At 64.4% G+C, this 19,845-nt stretch carries 18 protein-coding genes; 7 read left to right on the top strand and 11 right to left on the bottom strand.

The genetic code is table 11. The features are described 5' to 3' along the window. Nucleotides 1-17 precede the first annotated feature (17 nt). Both J8I87_RS22025 and J8I87_RS22020 read left to right on the top strand, forming a co-directional pair. Nucleotides 18-2,630: an MMPL family transporter gene (locus tag J8I87_RS22025; protein WP_209934000.1), complete on the top strand. Its 2,613-nt coding sequence runs from the start codon at nt 18-20 to the stop codon at nt 2,628-2,630. Nucleotides 2,631-2,640: 10 nt separating this feature from the next. Next, the gene (locus J8I87_RS22020) at nt 2,641-3,615 is read left to right on the top strand and encodes a VacJ family lipoprotein (protein ID WP_209933998.1); all 975 of its coding nucleotides are present in this window, start codon (nt 2,641-2,643) and stop codon (nt 3,613-3,615) included. 127 nt (nt 3,616-3,742) lie between these two features. Here J8I87_RS22020 and J8I87_RS22015 read toward each other — a convergent pair whose 3' ends face one another. The 5 genes from J8I87_RS22015 to hpnD all read right to left on the bottom strand — a co-directional run bounded on the left by J8I87_RS22015 (nt 3,743) and on the right by hpnD (nt 9,219). After that, nucleotides 3,743-4,213: an acyl-CoA thioesterase gene (locus J8I87_RS22015; RefSeq protein WP_209933997.1), complete on the bottom strand. Its 471-nt coding sequence runs from the start codon at nt 4,211-4,213 to the stop codon at nt 3,743-3,745. A gap of 146 nt (nt 4,214-4,359) precedes the next feature. Next, the gene (locus J8I87_RS22010) at nt 4,360-5,052 is read right to left on the bottom strand and encodes a phosphorylase (RefSeq protein WP_245254070.1); all 693 of its coding nucleotides are present in this window, start codon (nt 5,050-5,052) and stop codon (nt 4,360-4,362) included. Nucleotides 5,053-5,069: 17 nt separating this feature from the next. Beyond that, complete coding sequence (gene shc / locus J8I87_RS22005) at nt 5,070-7,103, bottom strand: squalene--hopene cyclase (RefSeq protein WP_209933994.1); 2,034 nt, start codon at nt 7,101-7,103, stop codon at nt 5,070-5,072. Next, nucleotides 7,100-8,371 (bottom strand): hydroxysqualene dehydroxylase HpnE, encoded by a 1,272-nt coding sequence (gene hpnE, locus J8I87_RS22000; protein WP_209933993.1) that lies wholly within the window; start codon nt 8,369-8,371, stop codon nt 7,100-7,102. Before hpnE ends, shc begins: the two co-directional genes overlap by 4 nt. After that, nucleotides 8,371-9,219, bottom strand: a complete 849-nt coding sequence (gene hpnD, locus J8I87_RS21995; RefSeq protein WP_209933992.1) for a presqualene diphosphate synthase HpnD — start codon at nt 9,217-9,219, stop codon at nt 8,371-8,373. Before hpnD ends, hpnE begins: the two co-directional genes overlap by 1 nt. Nucleotides 9,220-9,776: 557 nt before the next feature. Here hpnD and J8I87_RS21990 point away from each other — a divergent pair. Then, nucleotides 9,777-10,202: a nuclear transport factor 2 family protein gene (locus J8I87_RS21990; protein WP_245254069.1), complete on the top strand. Its 426-nt coding sequence runs from the start codon at nt 9,777-9,779 to the stop codon at nt 10,200-10,202. 47 nt (nt 10,203-10,249) lie between these two features. Here J8I87_RS21990 and J8I87_RS21985 read toward each other — a convergent pair whose 3' ends face one another. Genes J8I87_RS21985 through J8I87_RS21975 form a run of 3 tightly spaced genes read right to left on the bottom strand, consistent with a single transcriptional unit; the run spans nt 10,250 to nt 12,169 of the window. Then, nucleotides 10,250-11,188: a diguanylate cyclase gene (locus J8I87_RS21985; protein WP_209933991.1), complete on the bottom strand. Its 939-nt coding sequence runs from the start codon at nt 11,186-11,188 to the stop codon at nt 10,250-10,252. Then, nucleotides 11,185-11,808, bottom strand: coding sequence for a chemotaxis protein CheC (locus J8I87_RS21980; RefSeq protein ID WP_209933989.1), 624 nt, complete (start codon nt 11,806-11,808; stop codon nt 11,185-11,187). Before J8I87_RS21980 ends, J8I87_RS21985 begins: the two co-directional genes overlap by 4 nt. Next, the gene (locus tag J8I87_RS21975) at nt 11,801-12,169 is read right to left on the bottom strand and encodes a response regulator (protein WP_209933988.1); all 369 of its coding nucleotides are present in this window, start codon (nt 12,167-12,169) and stop codon (nt 11,801-11,803) included. The genes J8I87_RS21980 and J8I87_RS21975 overlap by 8 nt, the downstream gene beginning before the upstream one ends. 719 nt (nt 12,170-12,888) lie before the next feature. Between J8I87_RS21975 and J8I87_RS21970 the strand changes: the two genes are divergently transcribed. Both J8I87_RS21970 and J8I87_RS21965 read left to right on the top strand, forming a co-directional pair. Beyond that, entirely contained in the window at nt 12,889-15,168 is a 2,280-nt protein-coding gene (locus J8I87_RS21970; protein ID WP_209933987.1) for a hybrid sensor histidine kinase/response regulator, read from the top strand. Nucleotides 15,169-15,390: 222 nt separating this feature from the next. Beyond that, nucleotides 15,391-16,515, top strand: a complete 1,125-nt coding sequence (locus J8I87_RS21965) for a hypothetical protein (RefSeq protein ID WP_209933986.1) — start codon at nt 15,391-15,393, stop codon at nt 16,513-16,515. A 65-nt stretch (nt 16,516-16,580) separates the two neighbouring features. On the opposite strand, the gene J8I87_RS21960 is transcribed toward J8I87_RS21965, so the two are convergent. After that, complete coding sequence (locus J8I87_RS21960; protein WP_209933985.1) at nt 16,581-17,132, bottom strand: NADPH-dependent FMN reductase; 552 nt, start codon at nt 17,130-17,132, stop codon at nt 16,581-16,583. Between the two features lie 378 nt (nt 17,133-17,510). Between J8I87_RS21960 and J8I87_RS21955 the strand changes: the two genes are divergently transcribed. Continuing rightward, a complete protein-coding gene (locus J8I87_RS21955) occupies nt 17,511-17,720 on the top strand; it encodes a hypothetical protein (RefSeq protein ID WP_209934071.1) in 210 nt (69 codons plus the stop codon). Nucleotides 17,721-17,868: 148 nt separating this feature from the next. On the opposite strand, the gene J8I87_RS21950 is transcribed toward J8I87_RS21955, so the two are convergent. Continuing rightward, complete coding sequence (locus tag J8I87_RS21950; protein WP_209933984.1) at nt 17,869-18,159, bottom strand: DUF1272 domain-containing protein; 291 nt, start codon at nt 18,157-18,159, stop codon at nt 17,869-17,871. 242 nt (nt 18,160-18,401) lie between these two features. On the opposite strand from J8I87_RS21950, the gene J8I87_RS21945 reads away from it, so the two are divergent. Next, complete coding sequence (locus tag J8I87_RS21945) at nt 18,402-19,367, top strand: sulfonate ABC transporter substrate-binding protein (protein WP_209933982.1); 966 nt, start codon at nt 18,402-18,404, stop codon at nt 19,365-19,367. Nucleotides 19,368-19,413: 46 nt separating this feature from the next. On the opposite strand, the gene arsC is transcribed toward J8I87_RS21945, so the two are convergent. Beyond that, on the bottom strand, nt 19,414-19,785 hold the full coding sequence (gene arsC / locus J8I87_RS21940; protein ID WP_209933981.1) for an arsenate reductase (glutaredoxin): 372 nt from the start codon (nt 19,783-19,785) through the stop codon (nt 19,414-19,416). Between the last annotated feature and the right edge of the window lie 60 nt (nt 19,786-19,845).

Raw genomic sequence — 19,845 nt, 5'->3', positions numbered from 1 at the left:
AGGCCCCGCTCGCGTACATGCTGAAGTCCACTATCGTTCGCCTCGTCGTCTGGTCGGTGCGCCGTCCGCTGCAGGTCATCGGGCTGTCGCTCGTGCTCGCCGTGCTGAGCGCGATCTACGTCGTTCATCACTTCAAGATCAATACCGACATCAGCCGCCTCGTCGAGAACGATGCACGATGGGCAGCGCTCGGCGAGCAGATCGACAAGGCTTTCCCCGATCGCGGGCAAACCCTGCTGGTCGTGGTCGAAGCAGGCGCGCCCGAATACGCGGACGCCGCCGCCAACGCGCTGGCCACGGCGCTGCAAAAAGAAACGAAGGAATTCGACTCGGTGACGCAGCCCGGCAGCGGACCGTTCTTCGAAAAGAACGGCTTGCTGTTTCCGTCCGTGAGCGAAGTGCAGTCGACGACTTCGCAACTGGTCAAGGCGCGTCCCCTCATCAATTCGCTCGCCCACGATCCGAGTCTGACGGGCCTCGCCGGCACGCTGAACACGACCCTGCTGCTGCCGTTGCAGATAGGCCAGGTGAAGCTCGCCGACATGAGCCACTTGCTGTCGCAAAGCGCGACCGTCATCGACCATGTGCTCGCCAACGAGCCGGCCGTTTTCTCGTGGCGCGCGCTCGTCGACAAGAGCGCGGCGAAGCTGCCCGCGCGCGCGTTCATCGTGGTGCAGCCGAAGGTGAATTACGCGGCGCTGCAGGCGGGCGCGCACGCGTCGGAGGAGATTCGCAAGACGGCTGAGTCGCTCGACCTCGATTCGCAATACGGCGCGCGCATTCGCCTGACGGGCGAGCAGCCGCTCGCCGACGAAGAGTTCGCATCGGTCCAGGACGGCGCGGAGATCAACGGCATCGTCACGTTCTTCGTCGTGCTCGGCATCTTGTGGCTCGCGCTGCGCTCGGGGCGGCTGATCGTCGCCGTGTTCATCACGCTGTTCGTCGGCCTCGTCATTACGGCGGCCCTCGGCCTGATGATGGTCGATGCGCTGAACATGATTTCCGTTGCGTTCATGGTGCTGTTCGTCGGGCTTGGCGTCGACTTCGGCGTGCAGTTCGCCGTCAAGTATCGCGAGGAACGCAATCGCGACGACCGGCTCGCTGCCGCGCTGATTCATACGGCGTACAGCATCGGCGTGCCGTTGACGCTCGCCGCCGTTGCCGTCGCCGAGAGCTTCTTCTCGTTCCTGCCCACTGCTTATCGCGGCGTCTCCGAACTGGGTGAGATCGCCGGCGTCGGCATGTTTGTCGCCTACCTGACCAACATGACGCTGCTGCCCGCGCTCATCAAGGTGCTCAACCCGCCGGGCGAAGCAGAATCGCCCGGCTTCACGATTCTCGCGCCTGTCGACGACTTTCTCGATCGCAACCGCACGCCAGTGTTGATTGCGACGGCCGTGCTGATCATCGGCGCGTCGCCGTTGCTGCTGCATCTGCGCTTCGACTTCAATCCGCTGCATCTGAAGGACCCGCATACGGAATCGATGGCGACGCTGATCTCGCTGAACGATGCGCCCGAAGCCGCCGTCAACAATGTGCGGGTGCTCACGCCGACGCTCGCGGACGCGGACAGGATCGCGGCGCGTCTGTCGAAGCTGCCGGAAGTCGGCCGCACCACGACGCTCTCGACGTTCATTCCCGCCGACCAGCCGCAAAAGCTCGCGCTGATTTCGGCCGCGGCGCAGCAACTGCTGCCCGCGCTCACGCAAACGCCCGCGCCGCCCGCCACCGATGCCGTTCGCGTCGCCGCATTGAAGCGCACCGCGAACCAGCTTGCGCTCGCCGCCGAAGACCATCCCGGCCCCGGCGCAGCCGAAGCGAAGCGCCTGTCCGGCACGCTGACGAAGCTCGCGAACGCGGACGTATCGACGCGTGACCGGGCCGAGCGCGCGATGTCGGAACCGCTGAAGATTTCGCTCAGGCAACTAACGAGCTTGCTGCAGCCGTCGGAGATCACGCGCGAGAACGTGCCGCGGGACATCGCGGACAGCTGGGTATCGAAGACGGGTCAGGCGCTCGTCGAGATCTCGCCGAAAGTGCCGCCCGGCACCGACCCCGGCGACGACGTGATGCTGCGCAACTTCGCCAAGGCCGTGAAGACGGCGGAGCCGGGCGCGATCGGCGGGCCGATTTCGATCCTTCACTCGGCCAACGTAATCATCAAGTCGTTCGTCCAGGCGGGCGCATGGGCGATCCTGTCGATCATGGCGCTGCTCTGGCTCACGCTGCGCCGTTTCGGCGATGTGCTGCGCACGCTCGTGCCGCTGCTCGTGTCGGCCGTCGTCACGTTGGAGCTATGCGTCGTCTTCGGCATGCCGCTCAATTTCGCGAATATCATCGCGTTGCCGCTGATGCTCGGCGTCGGCGTTGCGTTCAAGATCTACTTCGTGATGGCATGGCGCCGCGGACAGACGGGTCTGCTGCAATCCAGTCTCACGCATGCCGTGCTCTTCAGCGCGGCGACCACGGCTACGGCGTTCGGCAGCCTGTGGCTGTCGCATCATCCGGGCACATCGAGCATGGGACGGCTGCTGGCGCTGTCCCTCGTATGCACGTTGATCGGCGCTGTGGTATTCCAGCCAGTATTGATGGGCAAACCGCGCGTTCGCCGCGCATCGAAGAAACAATAAGGACATCCGCATGAAGATGCGAACAGCCGCGCTGGCATTGGCCGCCGCGAGTCTTGCGACGGGGTGTGCAACGGGACCGGACCGCAAGCCCGGGGACCCGCTCGAGCCGATGAACCGCGCAATTTTCAGTTTCAACGACGCACTCGACCGGACGGTCGCGGTGCCGATTGCGAAGGGTTATCAAAAGGTCACGCCGCAGCCGCTGCGCCAGGCGATCAGCAACTTCTTTTCGAACCTCGGGGATCTCGACAACTTCGCGAACAGCCTGCTCCAGTTGCATATCAAGGACGCAACGGAAAGCCTGATGCGTTTCGCGATGAACTCGACATTCGGTATCGGCGGTCTGATCGACTTCGCCACGCCCGCCGGACTGCCGAAGCATAAGCAGGACTTCGGCCTGACGCTCGGCCGCTGGGGCGTGCCGTCGGGACCCTATCTGGTGCTGCCGCTGTTCGGCCCGAGTTCGTTCCGCGACGGTCTTGGTTACCTCGTGGATTTCCGCGCGAGTCCGATCACGTATCTGGACGCCGAATACAAGTATCCGCTGTACTTCCTGCAGTTCGTCAGCGTGCGCTCGGACCTGCTCGGCGCGACGACGCTGCTGGAGCAGGCCGCGCTCGACAAGTACTCGTTCGTGCGCGACGCCTATACGCAGCAGCGCAAATCCCTGCTGCGGGGCGTCAACGCGCCGCCTTCGAGCTTGCCGGACTACGGCGAACCCGATGAGGATTCGGGTGCGCAAGCGCCTTCGGGCGCATCGGGCACGGCGCCGTCGACGGTGCCTGGCGCCGCGCCGCTCGGCTTGCCGAACTACTCGGAGCCGGACAAAGCCGCGCCGCCGCAAGGCGCGTCGGGCGCAGGCGGCGCCAAGCGCCCGCCCGCCAACGACAGCGATGTGCCCCATTACGAGGACCCGGGCGAAGGCGCTGCGCCATCCCCGGGCGCGACGCCCGCTCCGTCGCCGGATAAGCCGGCTTCGCAATAAGCGGGTTCACCGGCGTATAACGAAAAACCCGGCTGATCATCTGGATCAGCCGGGTTTTTTGTCGTGACGTTCGGGGTGCGCCCCGCCAACGGCGTTCGCGCTCACCGCACCCGACGCGCGGCGCGTGTCAGTGCGCTGCGTCCGTTTCCTGATCCGCGTCGGCAACCGCCATCGCCGGTTGCTGCTGCATCGCGCGCAGTTTCTCGCTGTAGCGCTCGAACGCTTCGTCTGCGTAACGGATCTTCGTGCGGCCGTGCGGCGCCGGTTCGCCGTTTGCGCCGAGATTCACGAACACCATTTTTTCGATCGTCAGAATGCTCTTGCGGGTGATCTTGTTGCGCACTTCACAGCGCAACGTGATCGACGTCGTTCCAAAATGAGTGGCCGTCATGCCGAGTTCGATGATGTCGCCCTGGCGCGCGGAACTGACGAAGTTGATCTCGGATATGAACTTCGTAACGACTCGCTGGTTGTCGAGTTGGCAGATCGCGTAAATGGCCGCTTCTTCATCGATCCAGCGCAGCAGGCTGCCGCCGAATAGCGTGCCGTTGGGGTTCAGATCTTCGGGCTTGACCCATTTGCGTGTGTGGAAATTCATTGCGTCCCTCTTCGGAAATAGCGCGGTCACGCGGCATAGGCACGACCTAGGGTTAACACCTAGCACTATATCAAAAATAAGGGTTTTCCCTAGGTGTCACCAAGACCAACACACTATTTCGTTTTTCGGGCAAATGGCGCGCGGCCTCAAACCGGCCGAAGCGCGCCCGAGTGCTCCAGCGCCTCGCGCGCGGCAACGAGGGAGCTTCGGGCGGCGCGGGCATCGGCGGCGACCTGCAGCAATCCGCCCAGCTGCCAAGGCTGGCGCGCCAGCTCACGCAGGATCGGGCCGACGGCCGTGGTGCCGTCGTCGCGCAGGCCGGCCGTCGCGGCGGACGGCAACGTGCGCCACGCCGGATCGACGATGGCTCTGCACACGGCAAACGGCAAGCGGTTCGCTTCGGCGATCGCGCCTGCGAGGTGGGATTCCATATCGACGGCGAGCGCACCCGTCGATGCATGCAGCGCCGCCTTGTCCGCGGCGCCGACGAGCGGCGCGAGCACGCCTGCAATCGTCCCTCGCCGGAGCTTCGGCGCGAGCGGCGTCGCGGCGAGCGCCGTCGCGATCCGGCCCGACCAGTGCGGATCGGTTGGCACGTGGCCAAGCGGGCTGCACACGCTGCTCGCGACGACTAGTGCGCCCGGAGCCAGATCCGGCGCCAGTCCGCCCGCCGTACCGAAGCTGACGATGCCCGCGCAGCCGCGCGCGATGGCCTCGTTCAACGTCCGTTCGAGCAGATCGGCGCGCGCCGCGAACACGGCTTCGACGCCCTTGCCGCGCGCGATGCGCGCCTCGAACGCCATGCCGGTCACAGCGATAACCGGCAGGTTTGCGTTCATGAGATCCGGCCGGGCCATCACATGCCGACGGTGACGCGCTTTTCGCCCGCGCGCGTCATGTTGCGGTAGCGCGCGAGCGCCCACAGCGGGAAGAACTTGCGATAACCGTGGTAGCGCAAATAGAACACGCGCGGGAAGCCCGTCGCCGAGAAGCGCTCTTCGTCCCACAAGCCGTGATCGCGCTGCTCCCGTTGCAGGTAGCCGACGCCGCGCGCGACGGCGGGATGATCGACGCAACCCGCCGCCATCAGCCCGAGCAACGCCCAGGCCGTCTGCGACGGAATGCTCGGCGCCTTTTCGTAGCCGTCGTAATCGAGCTTGTAGCTGGCGCCGTCTTCGCCCCAGCCGCCGTCCGCGTTCTGGATCGACACGAGCCACTGCACGGCGCGCTTGATGCGGGAGTCTTCGTGCGACATGCCCGCCGCGTTGAGCGCACACAGCGCCGTCCACGTGCCGTAGATGTAGTTCATGCCCCAACGGCCGTACCAGCTGCCGTCGTCTTCCTGCTCTTTCAGCAGGTAGTCGTACGCGCGGCGCGCCGGCTCGCTGGTCGCGGGCATTTCGCCGAGTTGCGCGAGCATCGACAGGCAGCGGCCGGAGACATCGGCCGTGGGCGGATCGAGCAGCGCGCCGTGATCGGAGAACGGGATGTTGTTCAAGTAGTACTGCGTGTTTTCCGGCTCGAACGCGCCCCAGCCGCCGTCGCTGCTCTGCATGCCGACCACCCATTCGCGGGCGCGGGCGATCGCGTTGCTGTCGACATCCGACTTCGTCAGCGCCGCGGCGCGCTGCATCGCCATCACGACCACGGCGGTATCGTCGACGTCGGGGTAGTGCGCGTTGTTGTACTGGAACGCCCAGCCGCCGGGACGCGTATCGGGACGGCGCGAAATCCAGTCGCCGCGCACGTCGAGGATCTGCAGCGGACGCAGCCATTCCAGGCCGCGCAGCACGGCTTCCTCGGCGCGCCTGTCGCCCGTTTCGAGCAGCGCATGCGACGCAAGCGACGTGTCCCACACGGGCGACAGGCATGGCTGGCAATACGCTTCGTCGTCGTGGATGACGAGCAGCTTTTCGATCGACTTGCGGGCGATCGCGCGACTCGGGTGATCGGCGGGATAGCCGAGCACGTCGTACATCATCACGGAGTTCGCCATCGCCGGGAAAATCGCGCCGAGGCCGTCCTCGCCATTCAGACGCTCATCGACGAAGGCGACGGCTGCCTTGATCGCGCGCTCGCGCGACGCCTTCGGGAACACGCCGTCCGTCATGCGCAGCACGCCGTCGACGGCGCGAAAGAAGCCGAACCAGCCCTTGCTCTGATGCCCCGAGCGCGGCAGCAGGCCCGTCGTAACGGGCGCGCCGCGGAACAGTTCGTCGATGCGCACGCCACGCGGATTGCGCGCGACAGGCCGCTTCGCGTTCAGCACGAGCAGCGGCACGATCACGGTGCGCGCCCAGTACGACACCTTCGACAGATGGAACGGGAACCACTTGGGCAGCAGCATGATCTCGACGGGCATCATCGGCACTGCGTACCACGTCACGACGCCGAACAGCGCGAGCAGAATGCGCGTGAACACGTTCGACGCTTCCGCGCCGCCGTTCGCGAGAATCGCGTCGCGTGCGCGGACCATGTGCTCGGCGTCTTCGGGATCGCCGATCATCTTCAGCGCGAAGTAGGCCTTCACGCTCGCGCTGATGTCGAGCGCGCCATCCGTGAAGAGCGGCCAGCCGCCGCCTGGCAGCTGGATGCGGCGCAGGTAGCGTGCGATCTTCTGCTCGAGTTCGACATTCGGCGTTTCGCCGAGGTAATGAACGAGCAGCACGTATTCGGCGGGGATCGTCGCGTCGGCTTCGAGTTCGTAGACCCAGTGACCGTCGTCTTTCTGGGCGGCGAGGATCGCGTCCGTGGCGCGGGTGACGGCGGCGTCGAGCGCATCGACGGGCGCGGCGCCCGCGGCGAGGGCGGCGGCAACGGGGGCGTGATCGTCGATCAGCGTTTGAGTCAGTGCTTCGCCCAGCCTATGGGTCATGGATAAATCGTTCATCGGCGTTCCATCGGTTCGTTCAATAGCGTGTCCGCGGCCTTCTGGCCGGAGCGGATCGCGCCTTCGATGCCCGGCGGCAGACCGGTTGCCGTCCAGTCGCCCGCGAGCATCAGGTTGTTCCAGCGAGTGCGCGTGGCCGGGCGGCGCATCTCGTCCTCGGGCTGCGCGGCAAAGGTCGCGTTCGGCTCTACCGTCAGCTGCCATCTGAGCGGCAGATCCGTCGACAAACCCGTCGCCCTCGCGACGTCAGCCCACAGTTTGCGCGCCAGTTCGTCGCGCGGCACATCGGCCACGCTGCCGGCGTCGTAGGCTGTCGCCGACAGCCGGCCGTCGGCGGCGAACAGCCAGCTCGCCGTCGCGTTGACGAGGCCCATCAGCGGCGGATGGCCGAGAGGCGGCTCGACGGCGAAGTGCGCGGTCGCGATGGCCGAAAAGCGGCGCGGCGCCGGCAAGCCGGGCACGAGCGACAGCGCAACTTCCGGCGTCACGGCCAGCACCAAGGCTTCGCCCGCGCCGATCGCGATGCGCTCGCCGTTCACCTGCAGCGCGCTTGCGCGAGCTTCGGACGCTTGCGCGAACTCGATCGCATCGAGCCGCGCGCCCAGCCGGATCGACGCGCCGCCGTGCTGCAGCAGGCGCAGCGCCGGTTCGACAAACGCCGATCCCAGCCCGTTGCGCGCCGTCAGTGGCCGGCTGGCCGGGCCGCCCGCGGCGAGCGTATCGCGCAGCGCCGCGCCCGCAAGCTCCGCCGTCGCGCGACGCGGCTCGGTATTCGTCATCGCCAGCAGCAGCGGGCGCAGCATGCGTTCCCACAGCACGCCGTCGCTGCGCATCGTCTGCGCGACCGTGCGGCCGGGCTTCGCGAACAGCAGCGGGACGACGGACAGGTAGTCCGACCATTGCGTGTCCGGGACCCGCGCGCCGGACTCGAAAATCCATGCCGGAAAACGTCCCCTCGACATCCGGACGTCCCAGCGCCGGTTCACCGCAAGATCGATGAACGGGTATTCCGGCCGCGTCGGCCCAACGAGTTCATCGACGGAACCGATTGCGCGCACGTAATTCAGCGTCGCCTGCTGCCCCGACAGCATCAAATGATTGCCGTTGTCGACCGTCGCCGCGAGCGTGCGGTCGTAATACGAGCGGCAACGGCCGCCCGCCTGTTCGCCCGCCTCGTACAACACGACCTGCGCGCCGCGCCGCTGCAACTGCACGGAGGCGGCCAGACCGGCCAGCCCCGCGCCGATCACGTGGACCAGCTTTCGCATCAAAAGAATGCGTACCGCGCGACGATCGCCAGCATGCGCAGTTTCGGCTTGCTGATCTTCGTGCGCGGAATGTCGAAGCCGCGGTCCAGCGTGCGTTCGAGCAGGATGCGGTAGACGCCCGACATGATGCGCGGCGCCCGGACCTGCGCGCGCGGCTGCGCATCCATGATCGCGTCGGCGGCGGCGAAATGGTGCTTTGCCCGCTCGGCGAGCGTCGCGCATACACGCGGCAGTGAAGGATCGTCGGCGATCACGTGCGGATTCGACGTCGCAATGCCTTCACGCGCCAACAGCTCGTGCGGCAGATAGCAGCGGTTGATCTGGGCGTCTTCGTCGATGTCACGCAAGATGTTCGTCAACTGCAGCGCGCGGCCGAGATGGTGCGACAGGTCGATGCCGGGCTGTTCCTGCATCCCGAAAATTCTCACCGATAGCCGGCCCGCTGCGCTGGCGACGCGGTCGCAATAGAGATCGAGCGTGGCCTCGTCGGGCGCGCAGATGTCCGCGGCGGCGTCCATCGCCATGCCGTCGATCATCGCGTGGAAGTCCTCGCGCTGCAGGTGAAACGTGTGGATGTGCCGGGTCAGTTCGAGCAGCGACGCACGCGGCGTGCCTGCATAGCACGCGTCGATGTCCGCTCGCCAGCGCTCGAGACCGGCGGCGCGTTCGGCGCGCGGCAGGTCGCTGTCGGCGATGTCGTCGACGGCGCGGCAGAAAGCGTAGACCTGGTACATCGCGTCGCGCTGCGCAGGCGGCAGAATGCGCATCGCGAGGTAAAACGAGCTGCCCGAACTTGCGGCGGCTGCGTCGGTTTGTGTGTCGTCCACGACGAGATTGGAAACGGCCAAGACGATCTCCGCTGAGACACCCACGACGGGGCGATCAAGAAGTCATGCCTACCCGCAGGGCAAGCCGCCCGCGCGCGCGGACACGCGCGAAACACCGGCCCGAAGACCGGAAAACGGGCAAAAGTATACCAACGTTTCACAGGCGACGCAGAAACGACGCGAGGCCTCACGCCGCGCGCAGCGGCAATTCGGCCGGCCAAAAACCAGACGGTCCCGCGATCGGGGAACGCGCTGGCCGCATTCGATCCGGCGACAAACAAAAATCATAAATTAGCCGGTTGATCTTTCACAAGAAATCTACGGCGTTATCTCAAATTAAGAATTCTCTGAGATACGTCGACACACATTAGGATTACATTTAATCCCCCAATCAAGCTCAGCGCGATGCAGGACCGCCCAGAACGGCGTTTGCAGCGGTTTTCCGGCGAATTCGCGTAAATCGCGCAAGATGAACGCCCGCTTTTTATTCGATTATTTTCAGCCGCGGATTTATTTAAAATTCAGCGTCCTTAATAATCGATGAATACGATTGTCAATTCAATTCGTTTTAAGGAAACATGATGAAACTGTATATGCTCGTTGCCGCTCCCCTTCTGTCTGCTTTTGCGCTCTCGACGCCGACTTATGCGTCGCAGAACGACGAATCCGTGATCCGCCAGATGGAGGAAACGTGGCTTCAGGCGAGCATGCATCACGACCGCGATACGCTGCAATTGCTGCTCGACGACTCGTACCGCGAAATCACGCCGTCGGGCACCGCGCGTTCGAAGAGCGATGTGTTGAGCGCACCGCCGGCGCCCGCTGGCTCGATGCAGACGCTGCAGAATGTGCAAGTGCATGTCGACGGCGACCGGGCCGTCGCGGTCGGCGAGAATCACTTCATGGCGCCGAACGGTCAGCAAGCTATTTTCGCATTCAAGGACGACTTCGCACGCCATGACGGCCAATGGCGCGTCGTCGGCTCGTGGATGAGCCGCAAGTAAATCAGCCCGTCCAGGCGGGCCAGCGCCCGCCCGTCGACACGTTCCCTTCAGATAAACGCAACCGACCGGTTGCGTCCCTGGCGCTTCGCGGAATACAACGCCGCGTCAGCCTCGTTGATGAGCGCCTCGTACGCGGGCACCCCCGCCCGCGCGGCCGCCCCACCGACGCTCGCCGTCACGGGCACGTCCACGCCCTGTACATCGACGGGCGTATCACCGATCGTGTTACGGATCTTCTCGGCGACCAGCATCGCGTCTTCAAGCGGCGTGCAAGGCAGCAGCAGCGCGAATTCCTCGCCGCCGAAACGCCCAAACGTATCCTGCCCGCGCACGACATGCGACACGCGCTGCGCCATCTCGCGCAGCACGGTATCGCCGACGACGTGGCCGAACTGGTCATTGATCTTCTTGAAGTGGTCGAGATCGAACAGCAGGACCGACAGCTCGCCGCCGTATCGCTGCCAGCGTGTGTACTCGTCGCGCAGCCGCGCTTCGAAGAAGCGCCGGTTCGCGATGCCCGTCAGACCGTCGCGGTCCGCGTACTCCTGTAGCTTCGCGACGGCCTCTTCGCGCTCGCGCTGCATGATGCTCACGTGCGTCACGTCTGAGATCGTCACGCAGACGGCTTCCACCTCGCGCTCGCGCATGAGCGGCATGAACGTGCAGTCCTGCTGCATGTAATCGACGCCGCCCGTGATCGGCCGATCGTGATCGAACCTGAACAGATACGGCCGCTGCTCCCACGAACTGAACGCGAAGCTGCCGAGTTGAAACACGCTTTCGAGCTTGCGAGTGAGCCACACGCGCGGCAACTCAGGAAAGCTCGCGAAGATCGACTTGCCGACCACCTGCTGCGCCGAGTGGCCGCTGTGGTCCTGCATAAAGCGGTTCCACATCAGCACGTTCATCTGACGGTCGAGCACGAAAATGCCGAAGCCGACCCGTTCGACGACCAGGTCGCTCAAGGTGGGAAGCGGCGCGTTCATATGCTGGAAAGCAGCGCGTCCAGCGCCGTGCTCAAATGACGGATCGAGTCTTCCGCCATCAGCATCACGAGATGGGCGCGGAAGCTCTGATCCTCTAACGCGAAATTCACTTCGACGAGCAGCGCGATCTCCCAGGCGAGCAGGTTCGGCTGGAACACGTCGTCGAGCGACATCGCAGAGCCGAGCAGGCCCGGCTGCGAAAACACCGGCGTGCGGCCGAGTTGCTCGAGAATGCACGACACGCACGCGCCCGTCAGGATGTTCGCGACGTCGAATACGACTTCTTCCTGCGTGGTCGCCTCGTATGCGGACTTCGCGTACGGATCGCTCACGAGCGCGCACAACTGCTCGATGCTGCCGCTGCGGCAGATCACGAGCGCCTCGCCCTTGATGTCGGAGCGAAATCCCTGCCGCACGGCGCTCACCGCCTCGCTGATACCCGTCATGTCGCGCAGCGCCTGCGCGGCCTCGCACACGGCCACCACGCGCACGCGCGGCACCGACAGTTCGATGAACGCATCCAGCAGGACGGCAAGTCGCGTCGCGGCCTGGCCCATCGCCAGATTGGCGACCTCCTGCAGCGCGTCGCGCTGGTCTTCGTTGAGGACTGGCTCAGACATACAACCCGTACTCCTTGAGGATGGGAAGCACCGCCTCCGTTGTCACGGGCTTGGCGATGAACGCAATGGCGCCAAGCGTGCGCACGCGTTCCCTCGCCATCGGCTGGACATCGGCGGACACGACGATCACGAATGTGTTCAGGTCCTCGTGCTGCAGGGCCTCCAGAACCTGATAACCCGTCATGTCGGGCATCGTCAGGTCGAGAAACATCACCGATGCGCGGCCGTTGCGATAATGGTCGAGCGCTTCGCGCCCGTTGGACGCGTAGGTGATGTCGACGTCCCAGTCCTGCGGCAATGCCTTGGTGAGCACCTTGCGGGCAAGCAGCGAATCATCGGCGATCACAATGGGCAAAGACATGGCGGCGGACTGGAAACGGAGTGGGCTCTTACGTGTTTACGGCGGCGCGCGACCGATCTTTAGAGCCCGCTCGCGTGGCCGCGCAACGCGTGCTCGCGGTCGATGGGAAAGCGGGAAGCGCTCGGCATGAGCGATGCTGCCGGCGTGTAGCGCCGCGGCGGGCGCGCCGGACGGCGTGTGCTGCATGCGCGGCGCGAGGCCGCTGCTGTGAGCGCGCAATGGACGACGTCAATGACCGGCATTTTCGAAGCCTACCCCGTAGATAATGCTGCGGCAGCAAGACGGCGTTCATGGCTCCGTGGTGCTCCGCTGGTCTGCCCGAGGGTCTGGCCTGGCTTGCATGGCGTGCAATGCCCGGCTCCTCGCGCGGATTTCGCCCGATCATGACGGGCTGTTTATTTATGTGGCGCAATTTTCGAAGCAAATCCGCGAAAAGGCAACTCGTCAGAATGCTTTAGACGAACGAAATTAACTCATATACGTCACAAACGAGTGCAAATACCAAGGCCGCTTGAAAAAAATGATTGTCTTTATACTTTTGTGTACGTTTGCGCTTCTGAATTCGTCGCTGAATAGCTCACTTGTCAGACTAAACGCCTCGTGCCCGCCGGGTTCGGGCTGGCCTATACATGTTGTTGCATTGCGCGCGATCAAATCCCGCACTGAACCTATGATGAAAGCTTCCCTGCCCTTCACTGGCCGCCCGCGCGGCTCGCGCCATGAGTCCTGACCGGCCTGATTCCGCCGACTCCGCCCCGGGCAGCCGCCTGGTCGACGCTCGGCCAGACGAAGCGCTCTTCCCCGCCGTGCCCGAGCACAACTTCGCCGTGCGCCGCATCACGTTGATCGCGCTGCTGGCCGCGGCCATCGTGCTGCCATGCGTGTTCGTCGCGGCGATGGCGTTCAGCGACCTGCGCGCGCGCGAAGCAGACGCGACGGAGGCGACGCTGCGCACGGTGCGTGTCGCCGAAGAGCACGCGCTGAAGGTGTTCGACATGAACGAGGCACTCAATGCGCGCGTCGTCGATCTCGTGCAAGGCCTCGACGACGACGGAATCCGTCAGCGCGAAGCCGCGATCCACGAAAAGCTTCAGACGATGGGGGGCGGCTATCCGCAGGTCGCGGCCGTCGCGATTTTTGGACACGACGGCACCTTGCTCGCGAGCAGCCGCACCTATCCGGTTCCGCCCGTGTCGATCAACGCGCGCGAAGATTTCATCGGCATTCGCGACGGGCAGGTGCTAGAGCACATATCGAAGGTGATGGTCGGGCACGTCGCGGGAGAAATCGTGTTCAACACGGGCGTCGCGCGGCGTGGCGAGGATGGCTCGTTCGCCGGCATCGTGTCGGTGGCGCTGCGGCCCAGCTATTTCAACGCGTTCTATCGCGAGGTGCTGGGCGGCACCGACGCGACGATGACGATGTCCCTGACACGCTCCGATGCGTCGCTGCTCGCGCGTTACCCCGCGAGCCCGGCCGCGAAGGCGGGCAACCCGGTGCGCCGCAACGCCTATACCGATGCGCTCGCCGAAGGCCGGCGCGCGGGCGTCGTGCGGGTGCGTTCGAACATCGACGGCGAGCATCTGATCGTCGCGTTTCGCCGCGTCGGCTCGTACCCCGTGTATGTCGCATGCGGCTATCGCTCGTCGGCGATCTGGGCCGCGTGGTATCGCCATCTGAGCGTGCTGATTCTGTCGACATTCGTGCCGTCGATCGTGCTGTGGTGCGTGATCTGGCTGTCGCTCAAACGCCTCGGCGCGGAAGAGGAAGCGTGGGAGCGCTGGCAGGCTGAAGCGTCGATGCGGCGCTCGATCGAATCCGCGTACCGGCAGTCGCGCAAGATGGAAGCGCTCGGCAACCTCGTCGGCAGCGTCGCGCACGACTTCAACAACCTGCTGATGATCGTCTCGGCCAATGTGCAGATCGTGCGGCGGCGCGGCGCGGCCGCGTTCGACCGCGAGCTTTCCGCCGTCGAGCGCGCGTTGAAGAGCGGCCAGTCGCTCACGCGGCAACTGCTCGGCGTGGCGCGCAAGCAGCCGCTGAGCAACGAGACGCTCGACGTCGAGCGCTGGCTGCCGGGCTGCCGCGATCTGCTGCGGGCGTCGCTCGGTGCCAAGGTCTCGCTGGTGATGGATATCGGCGCCGGCGTGTGGCCGATGCAGGTCGATGTCGCCGAACTCGAACTCGCGCTCATCAACGTCGCCGTCAATGCCCGCGATGCGATGCCGAACGGCGGCCGCTACACGGTCCGCGCGGGCAATGTAAGTTTCCGCCACGAAGACGGCTTTCCGATCACGGGCGATTTCGTGCAGCTATCGCTGGAGGACACGGGCGTCGGCATGCCGCCCGACGTGCTTTCGCGCGCGTTCGAACCGCTGTTCACGACGAAGCCCAAAGGCATGGGTACGGGTCTGGGCCTGCCGCAAGTGTTCGCGTTCTGCGAGCGCTCCGGCGGGTTGGCGGCCATCGATAGCGCGATCGGCGCCGGCACGTCGGTGCGGCTCTATCTGCCGCGCGCGACCGACGCGCCGCGAGTCGCGCGCCCCGCCGAACCCGTCGCCGAAGAAACGGGCACGCCGCACGGCTTGCGCATTCTGCTCGTCGAAGACAACGATGAAGTCGCGGCCGGCACCGAGGCGCTACTGCAGATGATGGGTCACGAGGTCACATGCGCATTCAACGCCGACGCGGCGATGGAGTTGCTCGAGGCAGCGCGTACGCGGCAAAAGCAGGCGGGCGAGCCACTGCCGTTCGATCTCGTGATCTCCGATATCCACATGCCTGGCACACTGAACGGCATCGACCTCGCGGAACGCGTGCGGGGGTTCGAAACGAAGCTGCCTGTGATTCTCGTCACGGGTTATGCGGAAGAACTGGAGCGCGCACGTCATGTGGAAGTGCGCGTGCTGTCGAAGCCGTTCGATATTGCGCTGCTCGATAAATTCCTGCAGACGTTGCAGCGCGATCTCGCCCATCCGCCGACGCACCCCGCAGGCTGAACGCCCGATGGCCGGGATTACCGGCGGGTTGTAAAAGCGCGCCGTCGGGCGGGCGCGCTTCTCCGCCCGACGCCGCGCGCAACGTCGCGTGTCATTTGGCAACGATCGACCGCGCTAGCGCTGGCCGCCGCAACCCGGCATGAAGGTTGCGCAATTCCCGTCACCGGGACGCATGACGCGGTTTCGCGCCACGCGTTCGCCCGAAAGCCGACGGAGACAGACATGCGACACACCATAATTGGTCTATTCGACACCTACGCGCAGGCTGAAAGCGCGCGCAACATGCTCGTGCAGACCGGCTTCTCGTCAACCGACATCGAGTTGCAGGCGAACCCCGAAACGCCCGCCGGCGCAGCCGCCGCTCACCGGCCTGGCGTGATCGCCAATATCGAGCGATTCCTGTCCAGCCTGTTCGAGACATCCGGCACGAACGCGCCCGAAGCCGAGCGTTACACGGCAGCCGTGCGGCGCGGCGCGGTTCTCGTCGCCGTGAACGCCGAGAGCGAGCCGCATGCGGAGCTTGCGCGCAATTCGCTCGTCAAGCTCGGGGCGATTGAAGTAAGCGAGCGCATGCCAGAAGGCGAATTGCCCGCCGACGACACACGCATGAGTCACGCGCGCGCGGATGTCGAGCAGGCGCGCCGTGAGCACTCCGTCGCCGATGAACTCGGCCTACGCACGCCGCGCGCCGCGGTGCCGACGGCCGCGCAGCCGTCGAGCGATGCGCTGCGCGCCGAGGAAGAAGCGCGCAGGCGTGCGCGCCCGGACGCGCTGCATGGCATCCCGCCCGGCGACGATGCGTCGGCGCATGCGCTTGCAGCCGCGAGCGCACCAGGCGCCGGCGCGGTGATGCAGCCGCGACCGCCAATGCCGGAACGCGAGGCCGCACCAGCGGATAGCGAGCCGCTCCCGGGCGAGTATCGCGACGATGCGCCGCCCACCGGCACGCGGCCCGTGACGCCCCCGGGCGACACGCCGGCGGCAGCGGCGATCGCGTCGGCTGGCATCGCTGGATCAGGTGCCGTGATGACGCCCGACACGGGCGCCCCGGCACGCGCGATGCCGCAACAGGTGCCTGATGAATTTCTCGAGTACGAGGAGGACTTCCGCACTCACTACGACGCGGAGTACTCGCACGAAGGGTTGCGATTCGACGAGTACGTGCCTGCGTATCACTACGGCGCGTCGATGGCGCGCGAGATCCGCTATCGGGACCGGCCATGGGACGAGGTCGAGCCGCAGGCGCGGGAGGATTGGGAACGCGACAGGCCCGTGGGTAGCTGGGAGCGGTTCAAGGCCGCCGTGCGGCATGGCTGGGACCGGGTGACGGGACATCATCACTCGTAGGCCGTCCTTGTACTGAGCGCGGCGCCCGGGTCGGGGTGCCGCGCTCGTGCGTATCGAAGCATGTCTTAGGCGACGTGCTTCTTTACCCAATCGGCATAGCGATCGACGAACTTCTGCAGAAATTTGCGGGTGTCGTCATTCGCAATCTTGCCGTTCTCGTCGATCTGGCCGGCCGCATGTTTGATGAACATCTCCGGCTGACCGAGCGTCGGCACGTCGAGATAGGCCAACACGTTGCGCAAGTGCTGTTGCGACAGCGCAGTGCCCGTCGCGCCCGGCGACGTGCCGATCACCGCGCCCGGTTTGCCGCTCCATGCGTTGTGCCCCCAAGGGCGTGAGCCCCAGTCGAGCGCGTTTTTCAACACGCCGGGCATCGACCGGTTGTACTCGGGTGTGACGAACAGCAACGCGTTGGCAGCCTGGATCCGCTGCTTGAAGGTGCGCGCGACTTCCGGAAAGTCGTCGTCGTAGTCCTGGCTATAAAGCGGCAGTGCGCCGATGTCGGGGAACTCGAACGTGAAATCGGCAGGCGCGAGTGAGATCAACGCCTTTGCCAGTTGGCGGTTGGTCGAGTCGCGGCGCAAGCTGCCGACGATCACTGCGATGTGATAGGCCATGTCTTCCTTCTGTGGTTAGCGCGGGACGCGCGAAAAAGGGGATGCGGCCTGTCCATCATAGCGGCCGATGCGAGGTCCGCGCTCGCGGCTTTCACACCTTTGATATGGCATTTTCGTTACAGCCGGTGGATAAATCGACAGATGCCAAAGTTATCCACAGATTTTCTGGATAACCCTGTGGACAGGTGGAATCTTTGCCTTATCAATCAAGCGCGCTATCGGGAGACCATCACGCGCGACAAATGAGAAGCGCCGCGATCGATGTCGCCGGTGCGTTTCGAACCTTGTGGAAAAGCAATTCTTCAGACCATTGAGGGCCGCCCGGGCGCGCCGTGTGCGCGGAAAATATTTTTAGAGACTCCAGCAGGGGATCAGATCATGAGCTTGGACCATTCCGGCAAGTCGCACGATGAGGCGTTCGCGGCACGCAAGCAGCACAAGCCACGCTCGCTGGAACAGCCTGGGGGTGAAATGGCCGTCGAAGGCACGCAGGCCGACGAAGCACACAGCAGCGGCGAACTCTCCGAACGGGGAAAGCAGGTTTGGCGGACGGGCAGCGGTATCGATGGCGGCGGAAAATGTAGATGACCCTGGAGCGGGTATGAGCGCGGTGAATGGCTGCTTTTTGTCCGCGCTCGCCGCCCGCAGAATCGAACGCGTTGCCGCGCGCTGGCAGTAATGCCACCGCAGTCGACAACCGATGAGCTGGTCAAGTGATCCGCGCGCAAGCGGCGGTTTAACGCTGTGATGGTGGCGTGTCTCGATATCGAGCGAAGAATGCGTCGTGCGCAGCTTCGTCCACCCGTACGGGATGCCGATCGGGCGTTGCTGGATGTTTCGCCAACATGGCCGCCGGACGAATCGGGCGATGCTGAAAATTGCCGCCACAATTCGGACACACGTTGCGCAGCGTGGTCAGTGCGCACACCTCGCAAAACGTGCATTCGAAGCTGCAGATCATTGCATCGTTCGCGTTAGGCGGCAAAGTTTTGCCGCACCCCTCACATGACGGTCTGAGTTCCAGCATGTCGAATCTCCTGTGATCGATTGGGTTTAGCTTTATGCCCGACACGGGCCATCGATGTCTGAGAGTGTAGGAGGTCGGGAATCGGCAAAAGCGTCAGTGATGCGTCAATTGCTGCCGCGCGCCGATCACTGCGACACGCTGATTTGCTTATGCAAATTTATCGGTTCGCACAAGGTCCCCCGCGGCTTATCGTTGAGCGCAGTTGGCCCACTTGCGGCCGTATTGCCACAGCGAATCCCGACATGCCTCGACACTCGACGTTCACACGACGCGCTTTTCTCACCGGAGCCGGCGCACTCCTCGCATCAACCGCGTTTCCCTCTGTCGCGGACAATCGCGCGAAGGAAATTCGCATTGGCTATCAGAAAGCCGCCAGCACACTTGTGCTGCTCAAAGCGCATGGGACGCTGGAGAAACGCTTCGCACCGCTAGGTGTCGGCGTGAAATGGACGGAATTCCCCGCCGGCCCACAACTGCTCGAAGGCCTCAACGTCGGTTCAATCGATTTCGGCTACGTCGGTGAAGCGCCACCCGTGATTGCCCAAGCCGCTGGAGCCAGCTTCGTGTACACCGCTTACGAGATTCCCACGCCGCATGCCGAGGGCATCCTCGTCCACCGGGACGGACCGATCCGTTCGGTGACCGACCTGAAAGGCAAACGGGTGGCGTTCAACAAGGGCTCGGATGTCCACTGGTTTATGGTGGCAGCGCTTCAGAAAGCGGGCGTGAAGTACACCGACATTCAGCCTGTTTTTCTGCCGCCCGCAGACGCGCGCGCGGCATTCGAGCGCGGCGCAATTGATGCATGGGCAATATGGGACCCGTTTCTCGAGGCCGCCAAGCGCCAACCGAACGCAAGACTCTTGATTGACGGTGCCGGCATCGTCAGCCATCACCAGTTCTTTCTTAGCGCACGCACATTTGCGCAGCAAAATGCTGAGCTGATCGATGCCGTCGTCGAAGAGGTGGGAAAGGAAGGCGCCTGGGTGCGCGCTAACTACGCCGACGCAGCAACCCAACTTGCGCCGATCCAGGGGCTCGACGCTAGCGTGATCGAAGCAGGCCTGCGGCACTATGCGCACACCTATAAGCCTATCGATGCGGAAGTGCTTGCGGAACAGCAGAAGATCGCCGACATCTTCTCCGAGCTTCACATCATTCCAACGAAGATCGTCCCAAAGGAAGCTGTTCTCGGCACGAAGGTGTAGTCGAGCGTGGTATACCCGAGCGCGACTGGACGCCGTCCGTCGCGTGCTACTTTGCCATTTCGGAAAACAGGGATTTGACGTTCTCTGGAGGTCGGCCGATGACAGCACGTCCGTTGCGCACGACGATCGGACGTTGGAGCAAGACCGGATGCGCGGCCATTGCTTCGTATAACTGATCGTCAGTCAGGGACATGTCAGCAAGCCCCAATTCCGCGTACATGTGCTCCGAATCTCGCATCATGTCGCGTACGGGACAGCCGAGCATCCGGTTCAGTTCCTTCAACTGATCGACAGACAACGGCGTACGAAGATACTCAATGACCTCGACGGGCTCGCACGATTGGTTGTAGACGTCGTTGATAAGTTCGCAGGTGCCGCGTGATTTTGAGCAGCGTGGGTTGTGATAGATCGTGATCATGGCAGGTTTAGCATGCGCGACAGTAGGGTAGTGGATTTTAACGGTTGCTCGCCGCTTCTT

Origin of the sequence: Paraburkholderia sp. LEh10, from assembly GCF_017814945.1 — a bacterium.
Lineage (GTDB): Bacteria > Pseudomonadota > Gammaproteobacteria > Burkholderiales > Burkholderiaceae > Paraburkholderia.
Note: the sequence above shows the minus strand (reverse complement) of the source record. Positions and strands in the feature narration are given on the sequence as shown.